This is a genomic window from Reinekea sp. G2M2-21 (assembly GCF_015687175.1).
GTDB lineage: Bacteria > Pseudomonadota > Gammaproteobacteria > Pseudomonadales > Natronospirillaceae > Reinekea.
On the sequence record NZ_JADPQG010000001.1, the window covers coordinates 1,906,002 to 1,927,789 of the forward strand.

At 48.5% G+C, this 21,788-nt stretch carries 23 protein-coding genes and 1 riboswitch; of the genes, 10 read left to right on the plus strand and 13 right to left on the minus strand.

All coding sequences use genetic code 11. The features are described 5' to 3' along the window. Nucleotides 1-3: 3 nt before the first annotated feature. Complete coding sequence (locus IYN85_RS08690) at nucleotides 4-3,141, plus strand: error-prone DNA polymerase (RefSeq protein ID WP_196158405.1); 3,138 nt, start codon at nucleotides 4-6, stop codon at nucleotides 3,139-3,141. Nucleotides 3,142-3,198: 57 nt separating this feature from the next. On the opposite strand, the gene IYN85_RS08695 is transcribed toward IYN85_RS08690, so the two are convergent. Together IYN85_RS08695 and IYN85_RS08700 are read right to left on the minus strand one after the other, a co-directional pair. Further along, the gene (locus IYN85_RS08695) at nucleotides 3,199-3,537 is read right to left on the minus strand and encodes an FAD-linked oxidase C-terminal domain-containing protein (RefSeq protein ID WP_196158406.1); all 339 of its coding nucleotides are present in this window, start codon (nucleotides 3,535-3,537) and stop codon (nucleotides 3,199-3,201) included. A 4-nt stretch (nucleotides 3,538-3,541) separates the two neighbouring features. Beyond that, entirely contained in the window at nucleotides 3,542-3,838 is a 297-nt protein-coding gene (locus tag IYN85_RS08700; protein ID WP_196158407.1) for an FAD-binding oxidoreductase, read from the minus strand. 298 nt (nucleotides 3,839-4,136) lie between these two features. Here IYN85_RS08700 and IYN85_RS08705 point away from each other — a divergent pair, with 298 nt between their 5' ends. Further along, a complete protein-coding gene (locus tag IYN85_RS08705; protein WP_196158408.1) occupies nucleotides 4,137-4,931 on the plus strand; it encodes a class III extradiol ring-cleavage dioxygenase in 795 nt (264 codons plus the stop codon). 242 nt (nucleotides 4,932-5,173) lie between these two features. On the opposite strand, the gene IYN85_RS08710 is transcribed toward IYN85_RS08705, so the two are convergent. Next, a complete protein-coding gene (locus tag IYN85_RS08710) occupies nucleotides 5,174-5,587 on the minus strand; it encodes a DUF4864 domain-containing protein (protein WP_196158409.1) in 414 nt (137 codons plus the stop codon). A gap of 204 nt (nucleotides 5,588-5,791) precedes the next feature. Here IYN85_RS08710 and IYN85_RS08715 point away from each other — a divergent pair, with 204 nt between their 5' ends. Beyond that, complete coding sequence (locus IYN85_RS08715) at nucleotides 5,792-6,436, plus strand: glutathione S-transferase (protein ID WP_196158410.1); 645 nt, start codon at nucleotides 5,792-5,794, stop codon at nucleotides 6,434-6,436. Nucleotides 6,437-6,768: 332 nt separating this feature from the next. Here IYN85_RS08715 and IYN85_RS08720 read toward each other — a convergent pair whose 3' ends face one another. Next, nucleotides 6,769-7,338: an alkylphosphonate utilization protein gene (locus IYN85_RS08720; RefSeq protein WP_196158411.1), complete on the minus strand. Its 570-nt coding sequence runs from the start codon at nucleotides 7,336-7,338 to the stop codon at nucleotides 6,769-6,771. Between the two features lie 214 nt (nucleotides 7,339-7,552). Here IYN85_RS08720 and IYN85_RS08725 point away from each other — a divergent pair, with 214 nt between their 5' ends. After that, a complete protein-coding gene (locus IYN85_RS08725; RefSeq protein WP_196158412.1) occupies nucleotides 7,553-7,720 on the plus strand; it encodes a hypothetical protein in 168 nt (55 codons plus the stop codon). A gap of 288 nt (nucleotides 7,721-8,008) precedes the next feature. Then, nucleotides 8,009-8,905: a patatin family protein gene (locus IYN85_RS08730; protein WP_196158413.1), complete on the plus strand. Its 897-nt coding sequence runs from the start codon at nucleotides 8,009-8,011 to the stop codon at nucleotides 8,903-8,905. Between the two features lie 89 nt (nucleotides 8,906-8,994). Here IYN85_RS08730 and IYN85_RS08735 read toward each other — a convergent pair whose 3' ends face one another. The 9 genes from IYN85_RS08735 to thiB all read right to left on the minus strand — a co-directional run bounded on the left by IYN85_RS08735 (nucleotide 8,995) and on the right by thiB (nucleotide 17,723). Beyond that, a complete protein-coding gene (locus IYN85_RS08735; RefSeq protein ID WP_196158414.1) occupies nucleotides 8,995-10,284 on the minus strand; it encodes a DUF945 family protein in 1,290 nt (429 codons plus the stop codon). A 53-nt stretch (nucleotides 10,285-10,337) separates the two neighbouring features. Next, nucleotides 10,338-11,690, minus strand: a complete 1,353-nt coding sequence (locus tag IYN85_RS08740; protein WP_196158415.1) for a M17 family metallopeptidase — start codon at nucleotides 11,688-11,690, stop codon at nucleotides 10,338-10,340. 144 nt (nucleotides 11,691-11,834) lie between these two features. Continuing rightward, the gene (locus IYN85_RS08745) at nucleotides 11,835-12,143 is read right to left on the minus strand and encodes an AzlD domain-containing protein (RefSeq protein WP_196158416.1); all 309 of its coding nucleotides are present in this window, start codon (nucleotides 12,141-12,143) and stop codon (nucleotides 11,835-11,837) included. Further along, entirely contained in the window at nucleotides 12,136-12,837 is a 702-nt protein-coding gene (locus IYN85_RS08750; protein ID WP_196158417.1) for an AzlC family ABC transporter permease, read from the minus strand. The genes IYN85_RS08745 and IYN85_RS08750 overlap by 8 nt, the downstream gene beginning before the upstream one ends. Next, entirely contained in the window at nucleotides 12,834-13,367 is a 534-nt protein-coding gene (locus IYN85_RS08755) for a thioesterase family protein (protein WP_196158418.1), read from the minus strand. Before IYN85_RS08755 ends, IYN85_RS08750 begins: the two co-directional genes overlap by 4 nt. Then, nucleotides 13,364-14,497, minus strand: coding sequence for an ATP-NAD kinase family protein (locus IYN85_RS08760; protein WP_196158419.1), 1,134 nt, complete (start codon nucleotides 14,495-14,497; stop codon nucleotides 13,364-13,366). The genes IYN85_RS08755 and IYN85_RS08760 overlap by 4 nt, the downstream gene beginning before the upstream one ends. Before the next feature lie 22 nt (nucleotides 14,498-14,519). Beyond that, on the minus strand, nucleotides 14,520-15,167 hold the full coding sequence (locus IYN85_RS08765) for an ATP-binding cassette domain-containing protein (RefSeq protein WP_196158420.1): 648 nt from the start codon (nucleotides 15,165-15,167) through the stop codon (nucleotides 14,520-14,522). A gap of 86 nt (nucleotides 15,168-15,253) precedes the next feature. Beyond that, nucleotides 15,254-16,735 (minus strand): ABC transporter permease subunit, encoded by a 1,482-nt coding sequence (locus tag IYN85_RS08770; RefSeq protein ID WP_196158421.1) that lies wholly within the window; start codon nucleotides 16,733-16,735, stop codon nucleotides 15,254-15,256. 4 nt (nucleotides 16,736-16,739) lie between these two features. After that, nucleotides 16,740-17,723, minus strand: coding sequence for a thiamine ABC transporter substrate binding subunit (thiB, locus tag IYN85_RS08775; protein ID WP_230390530.1), 984 nt, complete (start codon nucleotides 17,721-17,723; stop codon nucleotides 16,740-16,742). Between the two features lie 73 nt (nucleotides 17,724-17,796). Then, nucleotides 17,797-17,898: riboswitch (TPP riboswitch) on the minus strand. A gap of 19 nt (nucleotides 17,899-17,917) precedes the next feature. Between thiB and IYN85_RS08780 the strand changes: the two genes are divergently transcribed. The 5 genes from IYN85_RS08780 to IYN85_RS08800 all read left to right on the plus strand — a co-directional run bounded on the left by IYN85_RS08780 (nucleotide 17,918) and on the right by IYN85_RS08800 (nucleotide 21,667). Then, a complete protein-coding gene (locus IYN85_RS08780; RefSeq protein ID WP_196158423.1) occupies nucleotides 17,918-18,736 on the plus strand; it encodes a phosphotransferase in 819 nt (272 codons plus the stop codon). Between the two features lie 10 nt (nucleotides 18,737-18,746). Then, nucleotides 18,747-19,496, plus strand: a complete 750-nt coding sequence (locus IYN85_RS08785; protein WP_196158424.1) for an SOS response-associated peptidase family protein — start codon at nucleotides 18,747-18,749, stop codon at nucleotides 19,494-19,496. A 63-nt stretch (nucleotides 19,497-19,559) separates the two neighbouring features. Continuing rightward, a complete protein-coding gene (locus IYN85_RS08790; protein ID WP_196158425.1) occupies nucleotides 19,560-19,979 on the plus strand; it encodes a hypothetical protein in 420 nt (139 codons plus the stop codon). Nucleotides 19,980-19,991: 12 nt separating this feature from the next. Next, complete coding sequence (locus IYN85_RS08795) at nucleotides 19,992-20,993, plus strand: AI-2E family transporter (protein ID WP_196158426.1); 1,002 nt, start codon at nucleotides 19,992-19,994, stop codon at nucleotides 20,991-20,993. Continuing rightward, the gene (locus IYN85_RS08800; RefSeq protein ID WP_196158427.1) at nucleotides 20,966-21,667 is read left to right on the plus strand and encodes a DNA alkylation repair protein; all 702 of its coding nucleotides are present in this window, start codon (nucleotides 20,966-20,968) and stop codon (nucleotides 21,665-21,667) included. The genes IYN85_RS08795 and IYN85_RS08800 overlap by 28 nt, the downstream gene beginning before the upstream one ends. The last annotated feature ends 121 nt before the right edge of the window (nucleotides 21,668-21,788 follow it).

Sequence of the window (21,788 nt, forward strand, 5' to 3'; positions counted from 1 at the left end):
CCCATGTCAAAGCCTGATTTCAAATTTGCCGAATTACATTGTTTGAGTAACTTCAGCTTCCTGCGCGCCGCCTCGCACCCGGAGGAGCTGGCCATGCGCGCCGCTGAGTTAAACTATAGTGCTCTGGCTATTACCGATGAATGCTCAGTCGCTGGTGTTGTCCGTGCGTGGCGAACCATTGAGCAACACCAGTTAAAGCTGAAACTCATCATTGGTGCTGAATTCTATATTGAAGGCCACAACCTGGTCCTGCTGGCCAAGAACGACAACGGTTACCGACAACTCTGCCAACTGATAACCCGGGGTAGGCGACGCAGTGAAAAAGGCAGCTATCAGCTGTATCTGGCCGACCTGAATCGCAAAGACTGCTCCGATTGCCTGTGCCTGTATGCACTGCCCCGGTTCGGCGACGACACCTCCACCCTGAAACACCTGCAACAACACTTCACCGATCGGCTTTGGCTGTTAGCCGAAAACCTGCTGACCAATCAGGACGCCAGACATGTTGAACGCATAGAGGCCGTGGCCGCCCAGTTTTCGCTTCCCGTTGCCGCCAGCAGTCATGTTCTGATGCACGTTCCCACGCGCAAAATACTGCATGATTGCCTCACTGCCATTAAAGAAAATCACAGCATTGAACAGGTTCGCCACCTGCTCAAACCCAATGCGGAAAATCATTTACGGTCATTAAAAAAATTGCAATCCATTTATCCTGCGGACTGGCTGCAGCAAACGCACGTCATCGCGGAACAATGCCACTTCGACTTGCGCAGTATTCGCTACAACTACCCAAAAGATACGCTGCCCGGCCAATACACAGCCGAAGCCTATTTGCGGCTACTGGTCAACCAAGGCGTCAAACGTCGTTTCGGGGAACGCGTCACCGAGGACATCACCCATACCATTGAAAAAGAACTGGCGTTGATCCGCAGTAAAAATTACGAACATTATTTTTTAACCGTTTATGACATTGTCCGCTTCGCCCGCAGCCAGGGGATTCTATGTCAGGGGCGCGGTTCTGCAGCCAACTCGATTGTTTGTTATGTACTAGGCATTACCGAAGTCAACCCGCAGGAAGCATCACTGCTGTTTGAACGTTTTATTTCTGAAAGCCGGGATGACCCACCGGATATCGATGTCGACTTTGAACACGAGCGGCGCGAAGAAGTCATTCAATACATTTATCGGCGCTATGGTCGCAAACGTGCCGCACTCGCCGCAACGGTGATTACTTATCGCCGCAAAAGTGCCCTGCGTGATGTCGCCAAAGCCCTCGGCATTCATGTGGAACAGCTCGAACAGAAAATTGCCAACTACGGCTGGCGTTATCGCAATAAAAACTGGATTGATGAAATTGTGAATGATGGTCTCGGCCTGTCGCAATATCAGGTGACGGTGTTCAAACAGTTGCTCGGCGAGATCACCGGCTTCCCCCGACATTTATCTCAACATGTGGGCGGTTTTGTCATCACCGAAGGGGTGGTCGCTGACCTGGTGCCCATTGAAAATGCCAGCATGGCCGACCGCACGGTTATTCAGTGGGACAAAGATGATTTGGAAGCCCTGGGATTAATGAAGGTCGATATTCTGGCCTTAGGTATGCTCAGTGCCATTCGCAAAACCTTTGACTACATCCGCGATTTCCATCAGCAACCCATTCGCATTCAGGACATCCCGCGCGACGATGCCGAAGTCTTTGGCATGATCCAGAAAGCCGACACCGTGGGCACCTTTCAGATTGAAAGCCGCGCGCAGATGAACATGCTGCCACGCCTGAAGCCAGCCTGCTATTACGACCTGGTAATTCAAGTTGCGATTGTCCGCCCAGGCCCGATTCACGGCGATATGGTGCACCCGTTTTTGAAACGGCGCGCCGGTATTGAACCGGTTCGCTACCCGAAACCAGAATTGAAACCGGTCCTGGAACGAACCCTCGGCATTCCTATTTTTCAGGAACAGATTATAAAACTGGCCATGGTAGCCGCCGATTTTTCCGCCGATGAAGCCAACGCGCTGCGGCGATCCATGGCGAGCTGGAAAAAAACCGGACACATAAACAAACTGCGCAGCAAGCTGACGGAAAAGATGCTCGCCAACGACTACCCAGCCGACTATGTCGAACGCATCAACCGACAGATTGAAGGTTTCGGTGAATACGGTTTCCCGGAATCGCACGCCGCTGGCTTTGCGTTAATCGCTTATATTTCCTGTTGGCTCAAGTATCATTACCCGGCCGCGTTCTGCTGCGCGCTACTGAACAGCTTGCCCATGGGTTTTTACAGCGCCTCGCAGCTGGTTCAGGATGTGCGCCGCCATCAAGTGCCGGTCTTGCCGGTAAACATTAATCGCAGCGACTGGGACAGCACTTTAGAAGCCAACGCCGATGGCAAAACCGCACTGCGTTTAGGCTTGCGACGGGTAAAAGGGCTACGTGACAGCGCAGCCCTCAGCCTGTTGTTGTATCGCCCCGAACACGGCTATCGTCACCTGCAAGAACTGGAAAAAGTACCGGGTTTAAATACGCAAGATCTGGAATCACTGGCCAGTGCCGACGCCCTCGTCGACCTTGCCGGTCACCGGTTTCAAGCCCGCTGGCAAGCGGCCGCCCTGAACATGCAACATGACTTACTCAGCGAAGCCTTCGAAGACGACGCTCATGAACTGGCACCACCCGATGAATTTGAAAACATTATTGAAGACAACAACAGCACTGGCATTTCGCTACGCAAACACATACTAAAACTCCTGCGTGAAAAACAGCTATTACCGGAAACGCCAACGGCAGATCAACTTCTGCCCCTGGCACTGGATGCGCAACACCGTTTTGTTCGGCGACCCGAAGATAAGGTACAGGTACCGGTGGTGGTGAGTGGCTTGATCACCAACCGACAGATGCCCAAAACCGCCACCGGCGTCACCTTTATCACCCTGGAAGATCACACCGGCAACATTAACATTATTGTCTGGCTACCGGTTGCACAAAAATATTTACGTACCTTAACCACCGAAAAACTGGTGATCATTAACGGCGTGTTGGAGAAGTCCCCCGACAACGACGTAATCCACGTTATTGCCAAAGAAATAAAAGGCTTCAGCCACGTACTGGGGGAACTGGAAGTCGGTTCCCGGAATTATCATTAAAAGGGACGCGTTTAAAGACACATTCACAACAATTGATAAACGGACTACTGCAGAGACCTAACTATCAAAAATCGCGCCGGGATTTAAAATATTCAGAGGGTCCAGCACGCGTTTCAAATCACGCATAATCTGAATTTCGTCTTTGCTACGGCTATAGGTCAGGTAAGATTTTTTCTGAAAACCAATACCGTGCTCTGCAAATATGGAGCCTTCGATATCGGCGAGTGGCTGATAAACAAGCGGGTTAATGTCCGCTTTATCACTGGCGCTTAACTGCGGCCCGATGTGTATAAACAAATGCAGGTTGCCATCGCCGAGGTGACCGAACAAGATGATAATGGCGTCTGGCCAACGCTGTTTTATAGCGGCCTGTAAATTGCGAATATAGTTGCCCATGTGTTTAATCGGCAAACTCGTGCAGAGTTTGCAGTGGCACCCCAGCCTCGACAACGACGCAGGCGTCTTCAACATCCATCGACTCTATGCGGGACATGCGCTCCAGTGACAGGCCAACCTGTTGTGCCGTCGTAACCGCGCCTTCGACAAAACCGGTGAGACCACCCATAGACACCAGACTGACCTGCGCTTGAGCGCAGCATTTCACGACCGCACTGACTTGTTCGGTGTTTGCAGGCCGCACAATGGCCAATGCAGTCATTGGGCGATGGTCAAACCAACTGACCGCTCGAGCACACATCGTCGGCCGTCAGTACATTCCCCTTGCCTACAATATTCTGGAGCGCTGCGATTAACGTCATAAACCACCTCATAGCCGCTTTAACATAATTCTTGTTCTGTTTGAAACTATCATGTCGACCGGAGTCTCACCACAAGACTCGACTCGCCCTTTGGTCGCGTTTCAAGTCCTGTCTAACGTTAAGACGATGAAAAGGATCGCTTTATTCAAAAGCACTGAACAATTGGCTCAAAAAGCGCGGATATTCATGCATTCTATTTGCGACTAAGCTTTACCTATCCAGATACAGGACCAATTTATGAGCGACAAACATTCAGTGATCTTTGTTCCCCATGGCGGCGGGCCGCTTCCATTGTTAGGTCACGAACCACACGCTGGCCTAACGCGATTCTTATCGAGCGCCTCCAAACAGTTGATTCAGCCTTCGGCCATTATTGTTGTGACTGCGCATTGGGAATCATCGCCCATACGCATATCGACCGCAGCAAAACCGGACATGCTCTTCGACTATTACGGGTTCCCACCCGAAACCTACCGTTATAAGTATCCGGCCAGTGGTCACCCAGAGCTCGCGGCTAACATTATTGCGACGTTGCAGAGCGCCGGACTGGCAGCAGAAGCGGACCCTCAACGAGGATTTGACCACGGTACGTTTGTGCCGCTGATGCTGATGTACCCCGACGCGACCATTCCTGTGGTTCAGGTCAGTTTGCATGACTCACTAAACCCAGCAACCCACATAAAATTCGGAGAGTATTTGGCAGAGTTTGCGGCGCAGGGAGCGTTGATTCTCGGTTCAGGCCTGTCGTTTCATAACTTGCGATCCATGCGCCCAGATGACTCTGGCACCGGCAATGAAAGTCTCGTATTTGACCGGTGGTTGGCTGACACGCAGACACTGCCAACCAATGAGGCAGAAAAGAGAATGGTTAACTGGGAAGATGCACCATACGCCCGTTATTGCCACCCAAGAGAAGAACACTTGCTGCCGCTACACGTCTGTTTCGGCGTGGCAAAGGCACTTGGTAAGCCACTGCAGCAGATTTACTCAGACGCGCTTATGGGCAGTCAGGTTTCAGCTTTCGCGGCCTAAGACATGGGTTCCGTAATCAGCCATGGCACTTAAAACCGGTGCAAAGACAAGGCCTTTCTCTGTGAGTTGGTATTCTGTGGAAATTTGGCCGTCGGCGTTTCCATGACGCTGATCGATGCTGTGCCGTTGTCACTCAGCGGTTTTCCGATGTTCAATGCCCTGATCATCGCCGTATTGCTGTTCGTCTGACGGCCAGCAAAGCTGCATAGCACCCTGACTTCTGCCGCGTTATAGACGTGATGTTAAATACCGGTGTTTGCTTCCAAGGAGACACCGGCTATTTGAAACAAACCCGGTTGAGTCTCTATTAAGGCATACAGCAAATCGTAACGGTCCCCTTTATCATCCAGTAATCGCACGGTTTGCAGCCACATATCATCGACCTGCACCAGTTTCAGGAAATCCAGCTGAACGAAATGTTTCATCGGCGAATAGCCTTGGTCAACCATCGCCATGAAAGACTCAGGATTTCCGAACAACACTTGAATGGATGGATGTGCGTGCAGCCATGCGCCGGAAGCATCGTTGTTGAGAAACGCCGTCAGCTGAGCTGTAATAACTCCCTGTATTTGTTCATCATTTGGTGACTCAGACCAGGCGAGCGCAGGAATAAAAAGCAAACCTAACAGAATCAGGCGAATACGTTGATGCAACATAAGACATACGCTCCCATGGTCATGTAAGACAGCACAGCGACGCTGCAGTATAGAACGGCATACTCACTGAGCCAGTAATACATCTTTACGGGCTCTTGGCTGGTTTGGTTTAATGAGTCGCGAAATTCCGGCACCCGCTTATTGTGTCGGCTACGGACCCATTAGGAAGCAAACCACTTCCTCTGCTCAATTAAAGGAAACACCATGAAACTTATTGGCATGCTGGACTCGCCTTTTGTGCGTCGTACCGCTATAGGACTGCACGAACTTCGCCTACCCTTCGAACATTTGTCGTTGTCGGTGTTTAAAGATTACGCACAGTTCCAAACGCTGAATCCACTGGTAAAAGCTCCCACCCTGAAGTTAGATACCGGGGAAACATTGGTCGATTCGTCGTTAATCCTGCAGTATGCCGAGCGCATCAGTGAACACTCACTTTATTCACTGAATGATGCAACCTTTGCAGTTCAGCAGCAGATCATCGGCACGGCATCCATTGCCAACGAAAAAACAGTACAGATCGTTTACGAAAATGAATTGCGCCCGCAGGAGAAACAACATCAACCTTGGCTGACGCGAATCCATGAACAGGTTAACCATACTTTTATGGAACTCGAAAAATTGGTGTTGACTCACCCTGAGCTGTTTGACGCTCAAAAACTGTCACATGCGTCTATCGCCGTCGCAGTTGCTTGGTTTTTCACGCAGAGTATGCGCCCTGGCTTGATTGCAAAAGAAAGCTTTCCAGCCTTGGCAGACTGGTCGGAGAAAGCCGAAGCTACAGAGGCCTTTTTTACCTACCCTTACGACATGTCCATGTCTGCGCCGGGTGGCATGAAGCACGGGTAAGCGATGAGCTTATAGAGAACGAAAGAAACCGGCGGGACAATGTTGTTCCGCCGGGCAAGACTTAAGGCACCTCTGAACAATTGCTATCTACCTCAGCGGGAGAAGAAATGCGCAAAATTCGAGGCAAGTTCTGCAGGCAATATTCATTATCTTGGCAAAGGACTTAACAACGAAATTTGCCATTTCTGCCCCGCCCTCCGGGTCCTTCAGATCAATGACTGAGCTTTGTTGTGAGTTTTGAAAAGGGCTCACCATTCCCTGCAACACACGCCTCGCTCATCCGTTGATCTGATAGGACTGAGGTGATTTGAATTTATCAGAGCTGCCTTAACTCAGGCCTTTTTACAGTAGGCAGCGACCAGAACGATTCGAGTGCCGTTTACTTTACCTTCCAGGTGCTTAGGATTATCAGTTAATGAAATACCTCGAACCACGGTTCCGCGCTTCGCGGTAAACCCGGCACCTTTAACATCCAGATCTTTAATCAACGTGACGGTGTCACCTGCTTGTAAAACGGAGCCATTGGCATCCAACGTCGGTTCTGCATTTTCATCTGGCAAACCGGCTTTTGCCCAGACCATCAACACATCATCCAGATACAACATATCCAGCGCATTCTGAGCCCAGGATTCACCAGCGGCTAAGGTATGAAGGATGCGCCAGGCCAACACTTGAACCGCTGGAACCGGTGTCCACATACTGTCATTCAAACACATGAAATGGTGGGGATTACGGGTTACATCGTCATCCAGTAACTCTTTACAGGTGACACAAAGGTATACACTGGCATCCGCGCCGATGTCTGTACCGCCGGTGACTTCATAAGCAGCCAAACCCTCAGTCGCTTTACACAATTCACAACAGCCGCCACTGCGTACTTCCAATAAGGCATTTACCGTCATTTTGTTTCCTTAAACTCATTAAGCGCGCGATTATAGCGTTCAACAGCGGAAGCCCATAATTTATTTAAGGATATTGACTAAGCGTGAAACCCCGCACATAAAATCAGTTAAAAGTTGCGTTCCGTCAAAAAAAATCAAATGCACAAGATACTAATCATTTTGGTTAACGTATCATGGTATTAATCTCAATTTCAGTTACTATTGGAGCGTTAACTTGGCTAATCAATTCATGAAGAAGTGTTCTCAATGCGGCGGTTTTGGTGCCGCTTTTCAAACGACTGATGAGCAGGGTGAGCCAGTTCAGTTATGTCATGACTGCCGTCAAAAGCAGCTGACTAAAAACGGCGATGATGAAAAAGACACCGAACAAAAAGATAATTAACAGAAAAACCACTCGGATATTCCGTCCGCTGTCGACAACGCGGCAAATCCTGTGGTCCATACGCGTAGCCAGGTCTGCTCTATTCAATATTGAGCCGCGCATAACGATGCATAGCAAAGCACGAAGGTTTGTGTTTGGTTTCTATGATCGTGACGCTGGGCACATGAATGAAGAGATCTGGCAAAGAATTCTTCACGCGTGGTCCACTGTGATCTGTTGAAGACTTAGTATTACCGGTCGACAAGGCGGTGATGGTAATTTTTAAGTGAATCAGTACAGGGACATAGCATGACCGGACAAAGGGCATTGGTTGTTGAGGGTGGCGCGATGCGGGGCATTTTTGCTGCCGGTGTGCTGGATAGTTTCATGGACAATGACTTTCGTCCGTTCGATTTTGCCTTGGGCGTTTCAGCTGGTTCAACCAATCTGGCCGGTTATCTCTGCGGTCAACGCGGCCGCAGCTATAAGCTGATCACTGACTACTCCTGTCGTCACAACTTCTTTAACATTGGAAAGTTCTTGCGCGGCGGTCACTATATCGATCTGGATTGGCTGTGGAACATTGCCTACCGCGAATATAGGTTGGATGCTTTCGCCTACGCCAACCAATCGATACCACTCTGGGTTGTTTCAACAAATGTTGAGACTGGCAAAGCGGAGTATCATTGCGCCGATGCGGAGAATCTGGAACACCTGCTCTTGGCATCTTGTGCAGTTCCGCTGGCCTATCGCTCCTTTCCGCTGGTTAACGGCATGGGTCAAACAGATGGCGGCGTCGCAGATTCCATCCCTGTCAAAGAAGCCTATCTTCGAGGTGCCCGACACATCACGGTAATCCTGTCTCAGCCTCGGGGCTACCGAAAAAAGCCACCTCGTCTTCCGGCTTTCACCCACTATGCGTTGCGTGAGTACCCCAACCTTGCAGCAGCCATGATTAACCGTCATCAAACATACAATGAGAGTATGGAATTCATTGACAATCCACCCGCTGATTGCCGAGTAGATGTCATTGTACCGGGCGAAGATTTTGCAGTTGGCCGCACCACCACCGATCCAAAAAAACTGGCCTTTGGTTACGAGCTTGGCATATTGCAAGGCCAGGCTTATTTTTCCGACCAGAACAGAGTGTCCTCCGCAGAACTAAAAATCCGTAAAACCGGCCAAGAGCATTGTGCGGTTAAATGAAGAGCCATCAATCAGTCTACGTAACTTCTGCGCATAAAAAAGCGGTCCTACAGACCGCTTTACATTCAATTTAGTTTTTAACGCAACGACTAGAACGGTAATGGCAAAGGTTCTTTGTTTAACAGCGCGATGCCGTTTTCCAAGGAAAACTCCATCCGGTATTGTGTGTCATCATTTACCATGACGCCAGATGTTAGCAGTGTTAACAATGGCTCATGCAATACTGGAACATCCGCCAACCCCTGATCAAACTGTAAATTAGCGTTGGCTTTCACATTGGCGAACAAACCCATCAAGCTGAACAGGTTACTCACATCGGCAACGTCGTTTTCTGGAATAACCAAGGCAGCGCCAAAAGCGATATTCTGATCATCAACAGTGGCCACCCAATCGTTCATTTCAATGACGAAACCATTGCGTAATAAAGTACTGGCCTGCCCCATGAGCACATCGCTCGGAACACCGGACACCTGCATCTCGTTAAGACCATCCACTAACTTTTTGTAATTAGAGGCTTCAATACCTGAAATAGAGATCGATGTATTAACGTTTTTGACGTTGAGGCTATTGTCATCATCCTCGTAATTAAAGCCTTCCAGTGCCGCCGTGAATAATCCGGAGAAATGATCGTCAGCTAACTCTCCTGATGATACGAAAGAGAATGGCGCCATCGTAAAACGTTGATTTTGCCACTCACTGGTCTGCACAAATTCCATACCTTCACCGGATAACATTTGCTTACCCAGAAAAACGCTGTTGTTGTACAGTTCGCCAACCGCCGAAACTTGTACCGGTTTTACAAGCACAGAGCTTTCCTGCAGATCATTATTCACCATTGACATTCCAGCCCATGAACCGTTTATGGTCAGGTCTCCGGTCAAGTTCCCCGTCACCACCAGCTCGAAAGGTGACAATGCGAACGATCCTTCCGACAAAGATTCATTCACACTCTTGGATTGGAAGGTCGATTGATAGTTACCAGAAAATGATACGTTTGTGGTTCCGGTAACGAACGGTTGATCAACAAAGTATTGAGTCAGCAGTTGATTGATCTCGTCATTACTGTCCATTTTTGCAAAGCCATCGTCCATCAGGATGATGTGCTGGATGCTGGTACCCCAGGGTCTTTTTTCAATGGCATTCTCGATGAAGACTTTGAATTGCGACTCACCATCGTCCATGGCCAACACCAGATTCAGCTGCCGGTGCAACAAGCTGTTGTCGTCCTGCAATACCGTCATGGTCATTGGTTGCGACACGGTTTGCTCTACTTGTGCAACCATGTTATCGATTTGCCTATCGGTGAAGATCAACGAACCAGCACCTAAAGCAACCACGGCGATCCCAGCCACACCGGCGCCAATTAACAATTTTTTCATGTTTTGTCCTTGTTTTTTAAAATAATCCCGACGGTTGTACCGGCGGGTCAGATTTATGCGCTATATCGCGCTTGCAACGCATCAAAGACCGCACGAATACCCATAGCTTCACCCCCTTTTGGTCGACCGGGACGATCACGATCGTTCCAGGCTCCAACATCAAAGTGCACCCACTGGCTCTCGGTCACGAATTTCTGCAGATACAAGGCTGCGGTGATCGAACCGCCGAAGGGCGTCGGTGAACAATTCACCAGATCACTGATGGAGCCTTCCATGTAACTTGCATAGTCCTGGTACAACGGCAACTGCCACACTGCATCTTCACGCAACGCGCCAGCCCGTACCAATAACTGTGCAAAATTGTCATCGGTACTGTAAAAGCCAGGTAATTCTAACCCCAATGCAATACGCGCTGCGCCGGTCAATGTCGCAAAATCGATAATCAAATCCGGTTTTTCGTCATCGGCCTGAGCCAGCGCATCGCATAATACCAGACGGCCTTCCGCGTCTGTGTTATCAATTTCGACCGTCAGTCCCTTGCGGGTGGTTACAACGTCGCCAGGGCGGAACGCATTTCCGCTTACTGCGTTTTCAACGGCTGGAATGAGCACTTTCAATCGAACAGGCAGCTTGGCAGCCATAATCATCCGCGCAAGACCTAAAACATGCGCGGCCCCCCCCATATCTTTCTTCATCAAGCGCATTCCGGCGGCGGGTTTTAGATCCAGACCACCACTATCGAAACACACCCCTTTACCAACCAAAGTGAGCTTAGGCGCACCTTCATCGCCCCAGGACAGTTCAATTAACCGGGGTTCGTGATCTGACGCGCGGCCCACCATATGAATGGTTGGGTAATTTTTCGCCAAAAGATCATCGCCTACGATTTCAGTAAAATCGCCGCCGAATTCTGCCGCCAGCGTTTGCGCAGACTTTGCAAGATGCTCGGGCATCATGTCACCGGCCGGAGTATTAACCAAATCACGCGTTAAACTCACACCCTCCGCAAGGACTTTGACGGTCTGAACAGCCGATTCATCACTTATATACAGAGTGCCGAAATCTTTTCCACTGCTGTAACGGGTGAATTGATATTGCCCGAGAACCCAACCCAGACCTGCATTAACCTGAGCCTCAGCAGTACCCGTAAAGTGATAGGCACGAGCCGGTAACTCACGGGCAGCTGTCGCGAGGGCCCACACGGAGTTGACGTCTTGCGCCACAACAACAACGCTATCCAGATTACCGTCATTTTTGGGTACTAAGGCATGGCCTTTGCCCTCGAATCCGCTGTGTTTCAGCCAATTACACACGAATTCGGTCTGTTGACCAAACCAGTTTGGATAGTCCGCTTCAGACACCAGGTGAATGGGTAACCCTTCGTTACCCTTTACCAAATTCAACATAGAAAGATCCTTATTTATAGTTAACCGACAGTCTAGTGATTTCACGCTCGGGGTCTAGCCCGATCAAACAATTGCCGTTCAACTCGCGTTACATTCTATAGGCAAAAACTTGAAGCCAGCACTGGGTGACATTGCGGGAAACCGCTAATTAAACTGCGACAGCAGGACAAAACTGACCATCCCCACAATAACAGTGGCCAACATTGGCGCACGAAAAACACCCATCACCACACAGACCAGCGCGGCAATGAGTTCGGGCGCCAATAGAGACGCCTGATTGACGACGGGGTTTAATATTGGTTCAGCGACCAACGCGGCCAATACAGCCGCCGGAATACAATTCAGAAAATTAAGCATTCCTGGTGATAAGTTCAAATTTGGCAACACAAAAGGAACGGCCCGCACGCCCCAAGTGACAGCCATCATTCCCAGAATAAGCATGATGCTAGACATCTTTTTTATCTTCCAGAAAGTGCAACTGTGATGAGATAAAGGCTGCGGCAACGACTGAAAAAACGATTCCGGTTTTATGCGGCCATGAGCGGGTCAGCCAGGCGAGAATAAAACCGATCACCGCGCTGACAATATTTTTGCGATGCTTACACATGGGCAGCAACATAGCGATAAACGCCGTAACCATGGCAAACTCCAAACCCAGCTGATCAATACCTTCCAGTGTACTCCCTGCCCATAAACCAACCCAGGTACATACCTGCCAGTTGAGATACATGAATATCGCAGACCCTAGGTAATACGGAACGATATGCTCATCAGCCAGCTGTCGTTGAAAGCGTTGGTTAAAAATCACGAAAGTTTCGTCAGTCAGAAAAAAACTGAGTGCGAGTTTTTTCGTACGGGGGAGATGTCGAAACGGTATCAACATTGCCAGCGCGTATAACAGGTGCCTTAGATTCACAATGAACGTAGTCACGACAATCAACAGTACGGGGGTACCTGCCGCCAGTAAGCCGATCGCAACGTATTGCGCAGAACCGGCAAAAACCAGCGCGGAAAACCCGATCGCGACCCAGCTGGCTATACCATTCGCTGGCGCCAACACACCGAATAAAATTCCGAAAGGAATAGCAGCCAGAACCATTGGGAGAGTATCCAGCGCGCCCTGAAACATCACTTTGGTTTGGGTCATGATGAGAAATGCTCACGTTTAGCACGTAATGTGGCTTTCCAGTCCGCTATGGCTTCTGTTTCGGGAGGGCTTTCAACCTGATAACCGAATCTGGAGAACGCTTCCTTCATGCTGATCACACTGGATTGATAAACAATCGCCATCCGCGCGTGAGCAACCGCAAAGAGCTTCCCTCGACAATAGAATCGCTGCTCAAAATATGCATACTTTTCGTCCCAGCATTTCAGTTCAATCTCAAGTTCTACTTTACTGAACGGCCTAAATTCCCGAATGTAGGTTATCTCCTGTGCATTGAGAACGGCTCGATAACCGGTCATAACAAAACGGGACAGTAATTTATTATTAGCCAACCAACGCAGACGCCCAAAATCACCAAATGAAAAATATCGGGCCGCGGTAAGATGAATATTAACGTCAATATCGTGCAGCCAAACCCTGAAGGTCAGTCGGATCGGTTTAAAAGGAGCAAATTCGCGCCGAATGAACGGCAGCGTGATCAGAAATAAAAGAAAACGACCAAAAAGGTTCATAGCGCCGCCACCGGGTAAATGACCTGATCGTTATACCCTGTGATCACCGGTATCAGTCCCGCCCATTTTTTATCCAACTCAGGATCCGACGTATCCACCAGTAAGGGTCGACCAGCTAATGATTTTAGTTTTGCTTTGGTGCCAATCAGCCATAGCTGTGATTTTTCAATGTTGCGCAGGACGGCCGGGCTGATTTGAGCATTGCCTCGACCGAGTATGTGCCCCTGACCACCAATGATGCTGAGAATAAAACAAACCGGGTATTGCTTTTGAATGTCCAGGATATCCTGTTCGGTACAATCTTGCTTGATCACCTGGCCATTGAGGTAGGCATCTATTCCTAGGAGGGTATTGGGTGCATTCAAATGCTCCATCAAGGTAGCTGTCGTTTTACCGCTGCCGACTAAATACACTGTTTCGCGGTCAAGGTTTTCAACCAACCAATCGGCAATGTCACTTAAGACCAGGGCTTCATTTTCAATTCCGCCAACTTTAACGTGCTGCATGAATTCGCCTGAAACCGGCACACTCATGTCACCGAAATGCTTAGAAACCACGCGATTTTCACGGAAAGCGGATTCATCAATATCCCGCACTTCTTCTTCGTGTAATTCGGTGATATCGCCATTCATCAGACCGGCCAGCACCTCGCCAGCCGCGTGCGGTGTCACGGCGAAAACACCCGAATGAATTTTTACACCTGCCGGGATACCCAGCACCGGCAGTCGACCACCAACGACGTCGCAGATATTCCGCGCCGTTCCGTCTCCACCGGCAAATACCAGCAAATCAATGTTCTGGGAAACCAACCATGTCACGGTATGGATTGTATCGATAGCTTCCGTCTGATCAGGCAGTGTGACGGGTTGTACGGTCATTTGATCCGCCACTACCCCGCTCGACTGCAGCGCCTGCTCGCCCATATCTGCCGGTCCACAATACCAATGCACTTGATCGGCAACGTGCACGCTTTGTTTGAACGCCTGTAACATGAGCATGGTTTTATCGTTAGCGTGTTGTACGGCGCCTTTTGCAACCGCAAGAGCTCGAATCTCTGGGCCGTCACTCCCCTTGAGGGCGACCGTGCCGCCTACGCCTGCCCATGGATTCACTACCAAACCAACTTTCATTCGACCACTCAATTTACCCTGTTCAGCGGGCAGGATACTGCTTCCAGCAATCGCTGGAAACACCTTCCAGAATAGAATCGACCACAGGCTCAATTTCATCCAGATGGTGAGTGACCATGACGACCGTCGTGCCTTGTTGTTTTTGCATTTCCGATACCCATTCGAGCCCTTCCTGACGCAACATAGGATCCAAAGATGAAAAGGGCTCATCCAACAGCAACACAGGCTTATTTTGCAAAAAAACACGGGCCAGTGCGACACGCTGTTGTTGACCACCAGACAAGCGCATGGCTTTTTCAGCGAGAATAGATTGGATCTGAAAGCGCTCTGCAGCCAACCATAGTTGCTCCCGTTGTTCGCCATTCAGTTTGGCTCCTGGGTGCAGCCCAAGCGCTAGATTTTTTTCAACGGACAGATGCTCAAACAAATTGTCTTTTTGAAACAACACGCCGAACGGCCGTTCGTAGACTTTCAAACCAGAAAGATCGTGCCCTGCCCATTGCACGGAGCCGGACTCAATCGGCTGGAACCCTAGCAATACATTCAACAACGTGCTTTTACCGACTCCGCTCCCTCCGGTTACCGCCAGAAATGCGCCTTCGGGCACTCGAAAGGACCATTCAAACCGGTGTGTTGCCAACTGACAACGTACCGAATTAACCTTCAACATCCACCACACCAGTCATTTTTCATTATTCGTTTTTATGGGTAACGCTTAAAACCAATACTCATCACAATTGCCAGCAGCATCTACTCTCAATGTCGACGCAATGTTCGGTCACCAAACCATTCGGCAATCAGCAGAAAAATCACACACATCAACAGCAACAATAACGTTAACTGAGAAGCCAACACCATTTGGTAACTGCCCATCGCCTGATAAATCAGAATGGGCAAGGTGACAAACTGCGCAGAACCAATCAAGGCAGCAACACCCAAATCACCGACGGACAAAACCATTGCCAACATCAAGGACCATGGCAACAAATGCGCAGCGGCGGGTAAATAAACATACCGGACCTTTGACCAATCGCTCATAGCCAACGTATCCGCTAGCCGCGAGTAACTCTCACGGTAAGCCTGCACACGACTGGTTAAAGGCCCTAAAACAATTGGCATTGCCATCAAACCATTCAGCCAGATGATCAACGGAATCGTCGCCTTAAACGCTATATTCAGTTTCAACGCGAAGAGAAAAAGCCCCGTACTGATCACCATGACCGGTAGTACCATGAGTCCAAAATCAAGAAAACGCAATAAACGATGTTGCGAAGTATCCAGGCTCCGCAGTGTTGCTAATAGAGTAGCAAATAAGCCACTGCCCAATGCCAGTAACAGGCTCGTGATAATACCCCGCCATAGACGCTCAGACCCGGTAAAAGGCGCGGAAAAAGCGTGTGCCAATAACGTCAGCAAGGGGTACACCAAAACAACGACAAGCGTCGCAATGGCGAGAAACTGCATTTTCGTTGGCACGGTTGCTCTTTGAGCCTGTGCGCGGTTAATTTCCATGCCAAAATGTTCTCTGCGTCCCAGCAGCAACATGATAGACATCGCTAAAATGCCATGAACCGCAGCGTAAATTGCACCAGCCTTGGGATCGAAATCAAACTTCAAGGCCTGAAATATGGCCACTTCCAGATTCGTGTTCGCTGGACCACCGCCAAGCGACAACACCACGGTGAAGCTGCTGAAACACAGAAGAAATACAAGAACAAAAACGGGCCGAAGAGCAGATACCAAAACCGGACGCTTTATCCACCAGAAGCTTCGCCAAGTCGACAGATGCAACGTTTGTGCAACGTTCAAGTGAGTCTGTGAGACAAAAGACAAACGTTGCCAGAAAATGCGAACCGCATAAGGGACATTCAAGTAAAGGTGGGCCAACAGGATGCCTTGTAAACTGAAGACATCAATAAAATCGGAGTATGCGGTGACGACGCCAAGAATGACCGTCAATACCGGCATGATGAAAAACAAGTTCAACAAACCTTTCAACAGCCATTGCCCGGTAAAGGGTTTGCTGGCATAGACAACAGCAAAAGGTATCGCAAGGATGACCGAGAACAAGGCCGACAAGAAGGCTTGCCAGATTGAAAACTGAACTATTTTCAGAAACCAAGCATCAAAATAGTCGGACCAGGGATAACCATAGCCAGGATGCAAATACAAACCGACTCCGGCTAACGCCAGAGTCAGAAGGATCGTAAAGGTGGTTAGCTTCGACAGCCAGACCACTTACTTACTGGCTCGCTGCATTTCGCCATTCTTTAATCCAGTCTCTGCGCTGAGCAGCGACGTCCTCGCTACGGAAGTACAATGTTTCAGGCGCAATGAGCTGACCAAAGGCTTCCGGTTTTTCTGCACCAGGAAGTACTGGCCACATCCAATTCGTCCCAGCAAAAACATCCTGCGCTTCCTGACTTACCAGAAAACCCAGAAAAGAACGCGCCAGCGTCAGATTCTCTGACGAGGCCAACGCCGCTGCGACCTCGATCTGAACGTAGTGGCCTTCAGAAAACTCCGCCGCTTTATATTTATCAGTGTCTTCCCAAGTTAAATGATAAGCTGGTGATGTGGCGTAGCTAAGCACCATATCACTCTTGCCTTCCTGAAACAGAGCGTATGCTTCGCTCCAACCGGGTGTCACAGTGACCGTTTTCTTCTGCAATTTCGTCCAAGCATCGCCCGAATTCGCGCCGTACACAGATTTAATCCACAACATTAACCCTTGCCCGACCGTGCTAACCCTAGGGTCTTGATAAATAATGCTAACGTCGGACGTTTCAACTAACTCACGCAATGATGAAGGGACTTGCGAAACTCGAGTGTCGTCATAAACAAAGGCGAAATGACCGTAGTCGTAAGGCACAAAATAGCGATCTTTCCAGCTGTATGGCAAAGACAGCCCAGAAAGAGATAGGCCGTGCTCAGCCAAAAGATTCAACTGTGTTGCTTCTGCGACCAGACCGTCATCTAGCCCCAGAATGATATCGGCTTCTGTCTGACTGCCTTCCAAGCGCAGCCGGTTAAGTAACGCAACGCCGTCTTCCAACCCGACAAACCGAACATCACATTCGCAAACAGCTTCGAACTTTTCTTCCAGTACCGGCCCAGGGCCCCACTCACTGGTAAAAGATTCGTAGGTATAGATGGTCAAATCATCGGCATTGGCGACACCAATAAAGCCAGCCAAAAGAATGCATTTAAACCGCAAAGAAGTCATAGTAGTTTCCTGTATCAACATAAATTGATACCGGCGCATCGAAACGATGTAGAGGGAGGTTGTGATCAACCAACACAAAGATTGCTTTGCTCCCTACGCCAGTACAAACTGGTTCAGGTTCAACGAGTTTTTCTCAGCCACTTCAATTTACGAATTGGCACCCCGGCAAGAACGCGCCTAGTTTAATGACTTTTATGAGTAGTACAACGCAGAAAATGAAATTACATCAGGCATTAGCCCAACTCCGCCCATTAATCGGCTCTAACGTCGCAGTACGGCGAACTCCCAATGCGTTAACAAACACCTGTTACCAGTTAGACAATGGTAAGCACCGCTACTCGCTACGCCTAAATAATTCGCAAGCGTTCGATCTGGGCATCAGCCGGATGCGTGAAACCGTGATTCTCACTCATGTGTCCGCTGAGCCTTGGGCTGTGGAGGTGGTCGATATTAACGAGCATTGGCTACTGACCAAATGGATTCAAGGGACTACATTTAGACCCAATTCAAAGAAAGAAATCGAGCAATTGGCCAAGCTGGTTAAGCATGTTCATTCCTGTCAGATCCAGCCAAACGACACTGCACCACCTTTAAATGTCTGCGAGCAAATTGAGCATTTACTCACTCATTGCCATATTGAAAACAACGTGATCCTGGCGTTAATAAAAGATCGTTGTCTACGCTATAAATTTCCAGAGCAATTAACGCTTTGTTTTCACGATTGGCACCCTGGCAATCTGATCCAGGAAACAGAAAATCTGATATTAATTGACTGGGAATATGCAGCTTCAGGAGACCCTGTCGTCGACATTGCCTGCCTGATGTCGGGTTTTCAACTAGATGAGCCACTGCGCCGATATTTACAAGATTCGCTGCAAGTTTCTGACGATCACCTCGAATCAGCACTATGCTTAACCGAACTTATGTCTATTCTTTGGTATCAGGTTCGATTTCCGGACCACTCACGCATGAACGACTTGTTGGCGTGGCAACAATCTTGGCAAAACAGATAACAGGTTAAAAATGTGTGGATTTATCTACAACGTTAATGATTTTCCGTTACTCGAACCTTTGCTCGACATCGCGGGCTACGATGAACAAGAGATCAGAGACATTATTCGACAACAATACCTCCGTCCAACAGATACGGTCATTAATATGGTCCCCAGTCGCACGGGACCCAGACTACTGGGGTCAACGTGGTGGCTGGCAACTCACCCTGATGGCAGCGTGAACACCCGCTATTCCACGTTTAACTCCAAAGCAGGCAAGCTCACCAGCTCGCCATTGCACACTCAGAAACCGCGCAGTATCCGTTCAATCATTCCGGCCAGTGGATTCTGTGAATGGCAACCCATTTTTAAGGGAGATCATCTCTATACCGATATTTTAGGAGACAGCCAACCAGCCCAGCTACCACCGATTGCTCGCAAACAACAGTGCCTGATACAACAGACTGATACATCACTTATGTTGTTGGCCAGTGTTTCCAAACTTCGTTTGGATAAAGAAGGGCTCCCCAGAGTAAATACGTCAGTGATTACTCTGCCGCCGCACCGCGAATTTTTAGACATTCACCATAAGTCATTTCCGTTGATTCTGAATTTGTCTGAGATCGAACAATGGTTAGACCCGACAATTCCGACGTCCGAATTTAATGAATTGTTGCATCAAACAACTTTTCGACAGGATTTCACGGTGACGGTAGTGAATGAAAAGTGTGAGCCGGTCTCGGACAACATTGTGCAATTCAAAGCTAGGAAACCATCATAAAGTGTCAACGGTAGCCCATAAAATCACTTACAATGTCGATCATCAAAAACCATCGGAGTTGCCATGCACAATGTATTACTTGCCGCTCATATCATAGCAATCTGCGTTGCGTTGGGAGGACGGATTCTTTTTATTCCGTTGTTCAGTCAACGAGCGGAAAAAGGATTCAATGAACGACTAGACGAACTTCAAGAGATACTGACACTCTCCCGGATTGCCGATCTGGGTTTAGCGCTGGCTATCGCATTAGGCATTGCTCTGTTCCTGATGCAGGGAGTTCCGCTGAACGAGACGACTTGGTCCTTCAAACTGAAATTGGTCACCGCGGTCCTTTTGCTAACTAACATCGGTGCGTTTCATGTGGCGCAAATGAGAGTGATCAACCACTATGATTCACAGATGGTGCCTGCACTAAAAAGACTGAATACGCTTGCAGTGGTTTTGATGTGCTGTATGGTGTTATTCGCGACATTTTCAATTTGACAATGAAAGCCTATGAATGAATCACCTTTAACAAGAACGCTGGTTATTGCTGCCTCGGTTATCATTATTCTCGCCGGGTTAAAAGTGGCACAACCTATTGTTGTGCCTGTTTTAGTAGCCTTTTTCCTCGCCGTACTAACTTCGCCGGCGATTTCATTTTTGGTTCGTTTCAAAATTCCAGCGGGTATCGCTATTGCAATTGTCGTTATCAGTCTCTTCGGTTTTTTCTACGCACTCGGTACACTGGTTGCCACGTCAACCGACCAGTTTATTGAGCGGCTCCCGGACTACCAAAACAGAATTCAGAGCTGGTTAGTGACGATACAGAATAATGCGCCTTGGTTGGTAGATGATGCCAAAGAGCGAATTGCCAACTTACAACCTACTCAAAGTGCCCTTTCGCTTCTGGGATCGTTATTTTCCGGTCTGGGAAGCGTACTTACCGCGATGGTTTTAGTCGTGTTTACATTAATATTTGCACTGCTTGAGGGCCAGAATGCGACAAAAAAGGCACGTATTGCACTCGATGACAACACGATTCAATACATCAAACGATTTTCCAAACTGGTGCAACGCTATCTATTGGTTAAATCGCTGATCAGTCTCGCGACTGGTTTCCTTGTTGGCCTGATGCTTTGGATCATAGATGTCGACTACCCCTTTTTGTGGGGAACATTTGCGTTCCTAATGAACTACATTCCGAACATAGGCTCACTATTAGCCGCAATTCCCCCTGTCATTTTAGCCAGTATTCAGCACGCGTTTCCCGGTTTTCTCATTACCGGTTCGGGTTTTATTGCGATAAATATGATTGTCGGTAATCTGATCGAACCGAGAATGATGGGGAAATCCCTGGATATATCCCCTTTAGTAGTGTTTTTGTCTTTGATTTTCTGGGGTTGGATATTTGGACCCATTGGTATGTTGTTATCAATACCGCTCACCGTCGTCGTTAAAATCGGACTAGAGGTTTACCCAAAAACGAAATGGCTCGCTCAGATCATCAGTCAATAAATCCAAGAATTGCTTATATTATTCGGCATTTTGAAGCACAGGCAGATAAAAGCAAAGTTGAACAGTTTCAGCATTATTTAAAAACTGATCAACCCATGTTTGGTGTCAATGCCGGTCCGCGAAAGGAAATTCTTAAAGAGTCATTACGTGAATTCCCTATACAGGAGTTTGATGAGTTTTACGCTTTTACAAATTTACTATGGCAGAGTCCTTACCGTGAATGTCAGTATTGTGCGATAGACACAGCGGTCAAATTTAAGAAATTTCATTCTATGCAAGCATGGCCACTTTTTGAGCATATGGCATTAACCGCAAAGTGGTGGGACCTAACTGATGGTGTTGCAGTAAACTTAATTGGAAGTTTACTGCTAACGAACCGATCTGTTCAGGATACACTAGACCAATGGATGCGCGATCCAGATCTTTGGGTCAGACGCACTTCGCTTTTAGCCCATCTAAAACACAAGCGACAGACCGATACGAAATGCCTGTCCCGAACAATACTAACGCTGACGATGGATAAGCAATTTTTTATCCAGAAAGCGATAGGCTGGTCTTTAAGAGAATACTCAAAGACCGATGCCAACTGGGTACTGCAGTTTATCGATGAACATGGTGACTCACTCAGCAATCTGGCGTTAAGAGAAGGCTTGAAATTCCTCAACAAAACCTGAAGTCAAAGTTTCCCACCTATACTTCAGGCACATTTGAGATCAACAAGACCTGGCTTACAAGCTCAGTACCACGGTCACATTACATTTTCCCGGCAAAAACTTTCTCGCAGGCATAAAAAAC

What these genes read in the sequence shown, in the direction of transcription:
- IYN85_RS08690 (WP_196158405.1), top strand. Translation starts at nt 4, where the DNA reads ATGTCAAAGCCTGATTTCAAATTTGCCGAATTACATTGTTTGAGTAAC.
- IYN85_RS08695 (WP_196158406.1), bottom strand. Translation starts at nt 3,537, where the DNA reads ATGGGCAACTATATTCGCAATTTACAGGCCGCTATAAAACAGCGTTGG.
- IYN85_RS08700 (WP_196158407.1), bottom strand. Translation starts at nt 3,838, where the DNA reads ATGTGTGCTCGAGCGGTCAGTTGGTTTGACCATCGCCCAATGACTGCA.
- IYN85_RS08705 (WP_196158408.1), top strand. Translation starts at nt 4,137, where the DNA reads ATGAGCGACAAACATTCAGTGATCTTTGTTCCCCATGGCGGCGGGCCG.
- IYN85_RS08710 (WP_196158409.1), bottom strand. Translation starts at nt 5,587, where the DNA reads ATGTTGCATCAACGTATTCGCCTGATTCTGTTAGGTTTGCTTTTTATT.
- IYN85_RS08715 (WP_196158410.1), top strand. Translation starts at nt 5,792, where the DNA reads ATGAAACTTATTGGCATGCTGGACTCGCCTTTTGTGCGTCGTACCGCT.
- IYN85_RS08720 (WP_196158411.1), bottom strand. Translation starts at nt 7,338, where the DNA reads ATGACGGTAAATGCCTTATTGGAAGTACGCAGTGGCGGCTGTTGTGAA.
- IYN85_RS08730 (WP_196158413.1), top strand. Translation starts at nt 8,009, where the DNA reads ATGACCGGACAAAGGGCATTGGTTGTTGAGGGTGGCGCGATGCGGGGC.
- IYN85_RS08735 (WP_196158414.1), bottom strand. Translation starts at nt 10,284, where the DNA reads ATGAAAAAATTGTTAATTGGCGCCGGTGTGGCTGGGATCGCCGTGGTT.
- IYN85_RS08740 (WP_196158415.1), bottom strand. Translation starts at nt 11,690, where the DNA reads ATGTTGAATTTGGTAAAGGGTAACGAAGGGTTACCCATTCACCTGGTG.
- IYN85_RS08745 (WP_196158416.1), bottom strand. Translation starts at nt 12,143, where the DNA reads ATGTCTAGCATCATGCTTATTCTGGGAATGATGGCTGTCACTTGGGGC.
- IYN85_RS08750 (WP_196158417.1), bottom strand. Translation starts at nt 12,837, where the DNA reads ATGACCCAAACCAAAGTGATGTTTCAGGGCGCGCTGGATACTCTCCCA.
- IYN85_RS08755 (WP_196158418.1), bottom strand. Translation starts at nt 13,367, where the DNA reads ATGAACCTTTTTGGTCGTTTTCTTTTATTTCTGATCACGCTGCCGTTC.
- IYN85_RS08760 (WP_196158419.1), bottom strand. Translation starts at nt 14,497, where the DNA reads ATGAAAGTTGGTTTGGTAGTGAATCCATGGGCAGGCGTAGGCGGCACG.
- IYN85_RS08765 (WP_196158420.1), bottom strand. Translation starts at nt 15,167, where the DNA reads ATGTTGAAGGTTAATTCGGTACGTTGTCAGTTGGCAACACACCGGTTT.
- thiB (WP_230390530.1), bottom strand. Translation starts at nt 17,723, where the DNA reads ATGACTTCTTTGCGGTTTAAATGCATTCTTTTGGCTGGCTTTATTGGT.
- IYN85_RS08780 (WP_196158423.1), top strand. Translation starts at nt 17,918, where the DNA reads ATGAGTAGTACAACGCAGAAAATGAAATTACATCAGGCATTAGCCCAA.
- IYN85_RS08785 (WP_196158424.1), top strand. Translation starts at nt 18,747, where the DNA reads ATGTGTGGATTTATCTACAACGTTAATGATTTTCCGTTACTCGAACCT.
- IYN85_RS08790 (WP_196158425.1), top strand. Translation starts at nt 19,560, where the DNA reads ATGCACAATGTATTACTTGCCGCTCATATCATAGCAATCTGCGTTGCG.
- IYN85_RS08795 (WP_196158426.1), top strand. Translation starts at nt 19,992, where the DNA reads ATGAATGAATCACCTTTAACAAGAACGCTGGTTATTGCTGCCTCGGTT.
- IYN85_RS08800 (WP_196158427.1), top strand. Translation starts at nt 20,966, where the DNA reads ATGGCTCGCTCAGATCATCAGTCAATAAATCCAAGAATTGCTTATATT.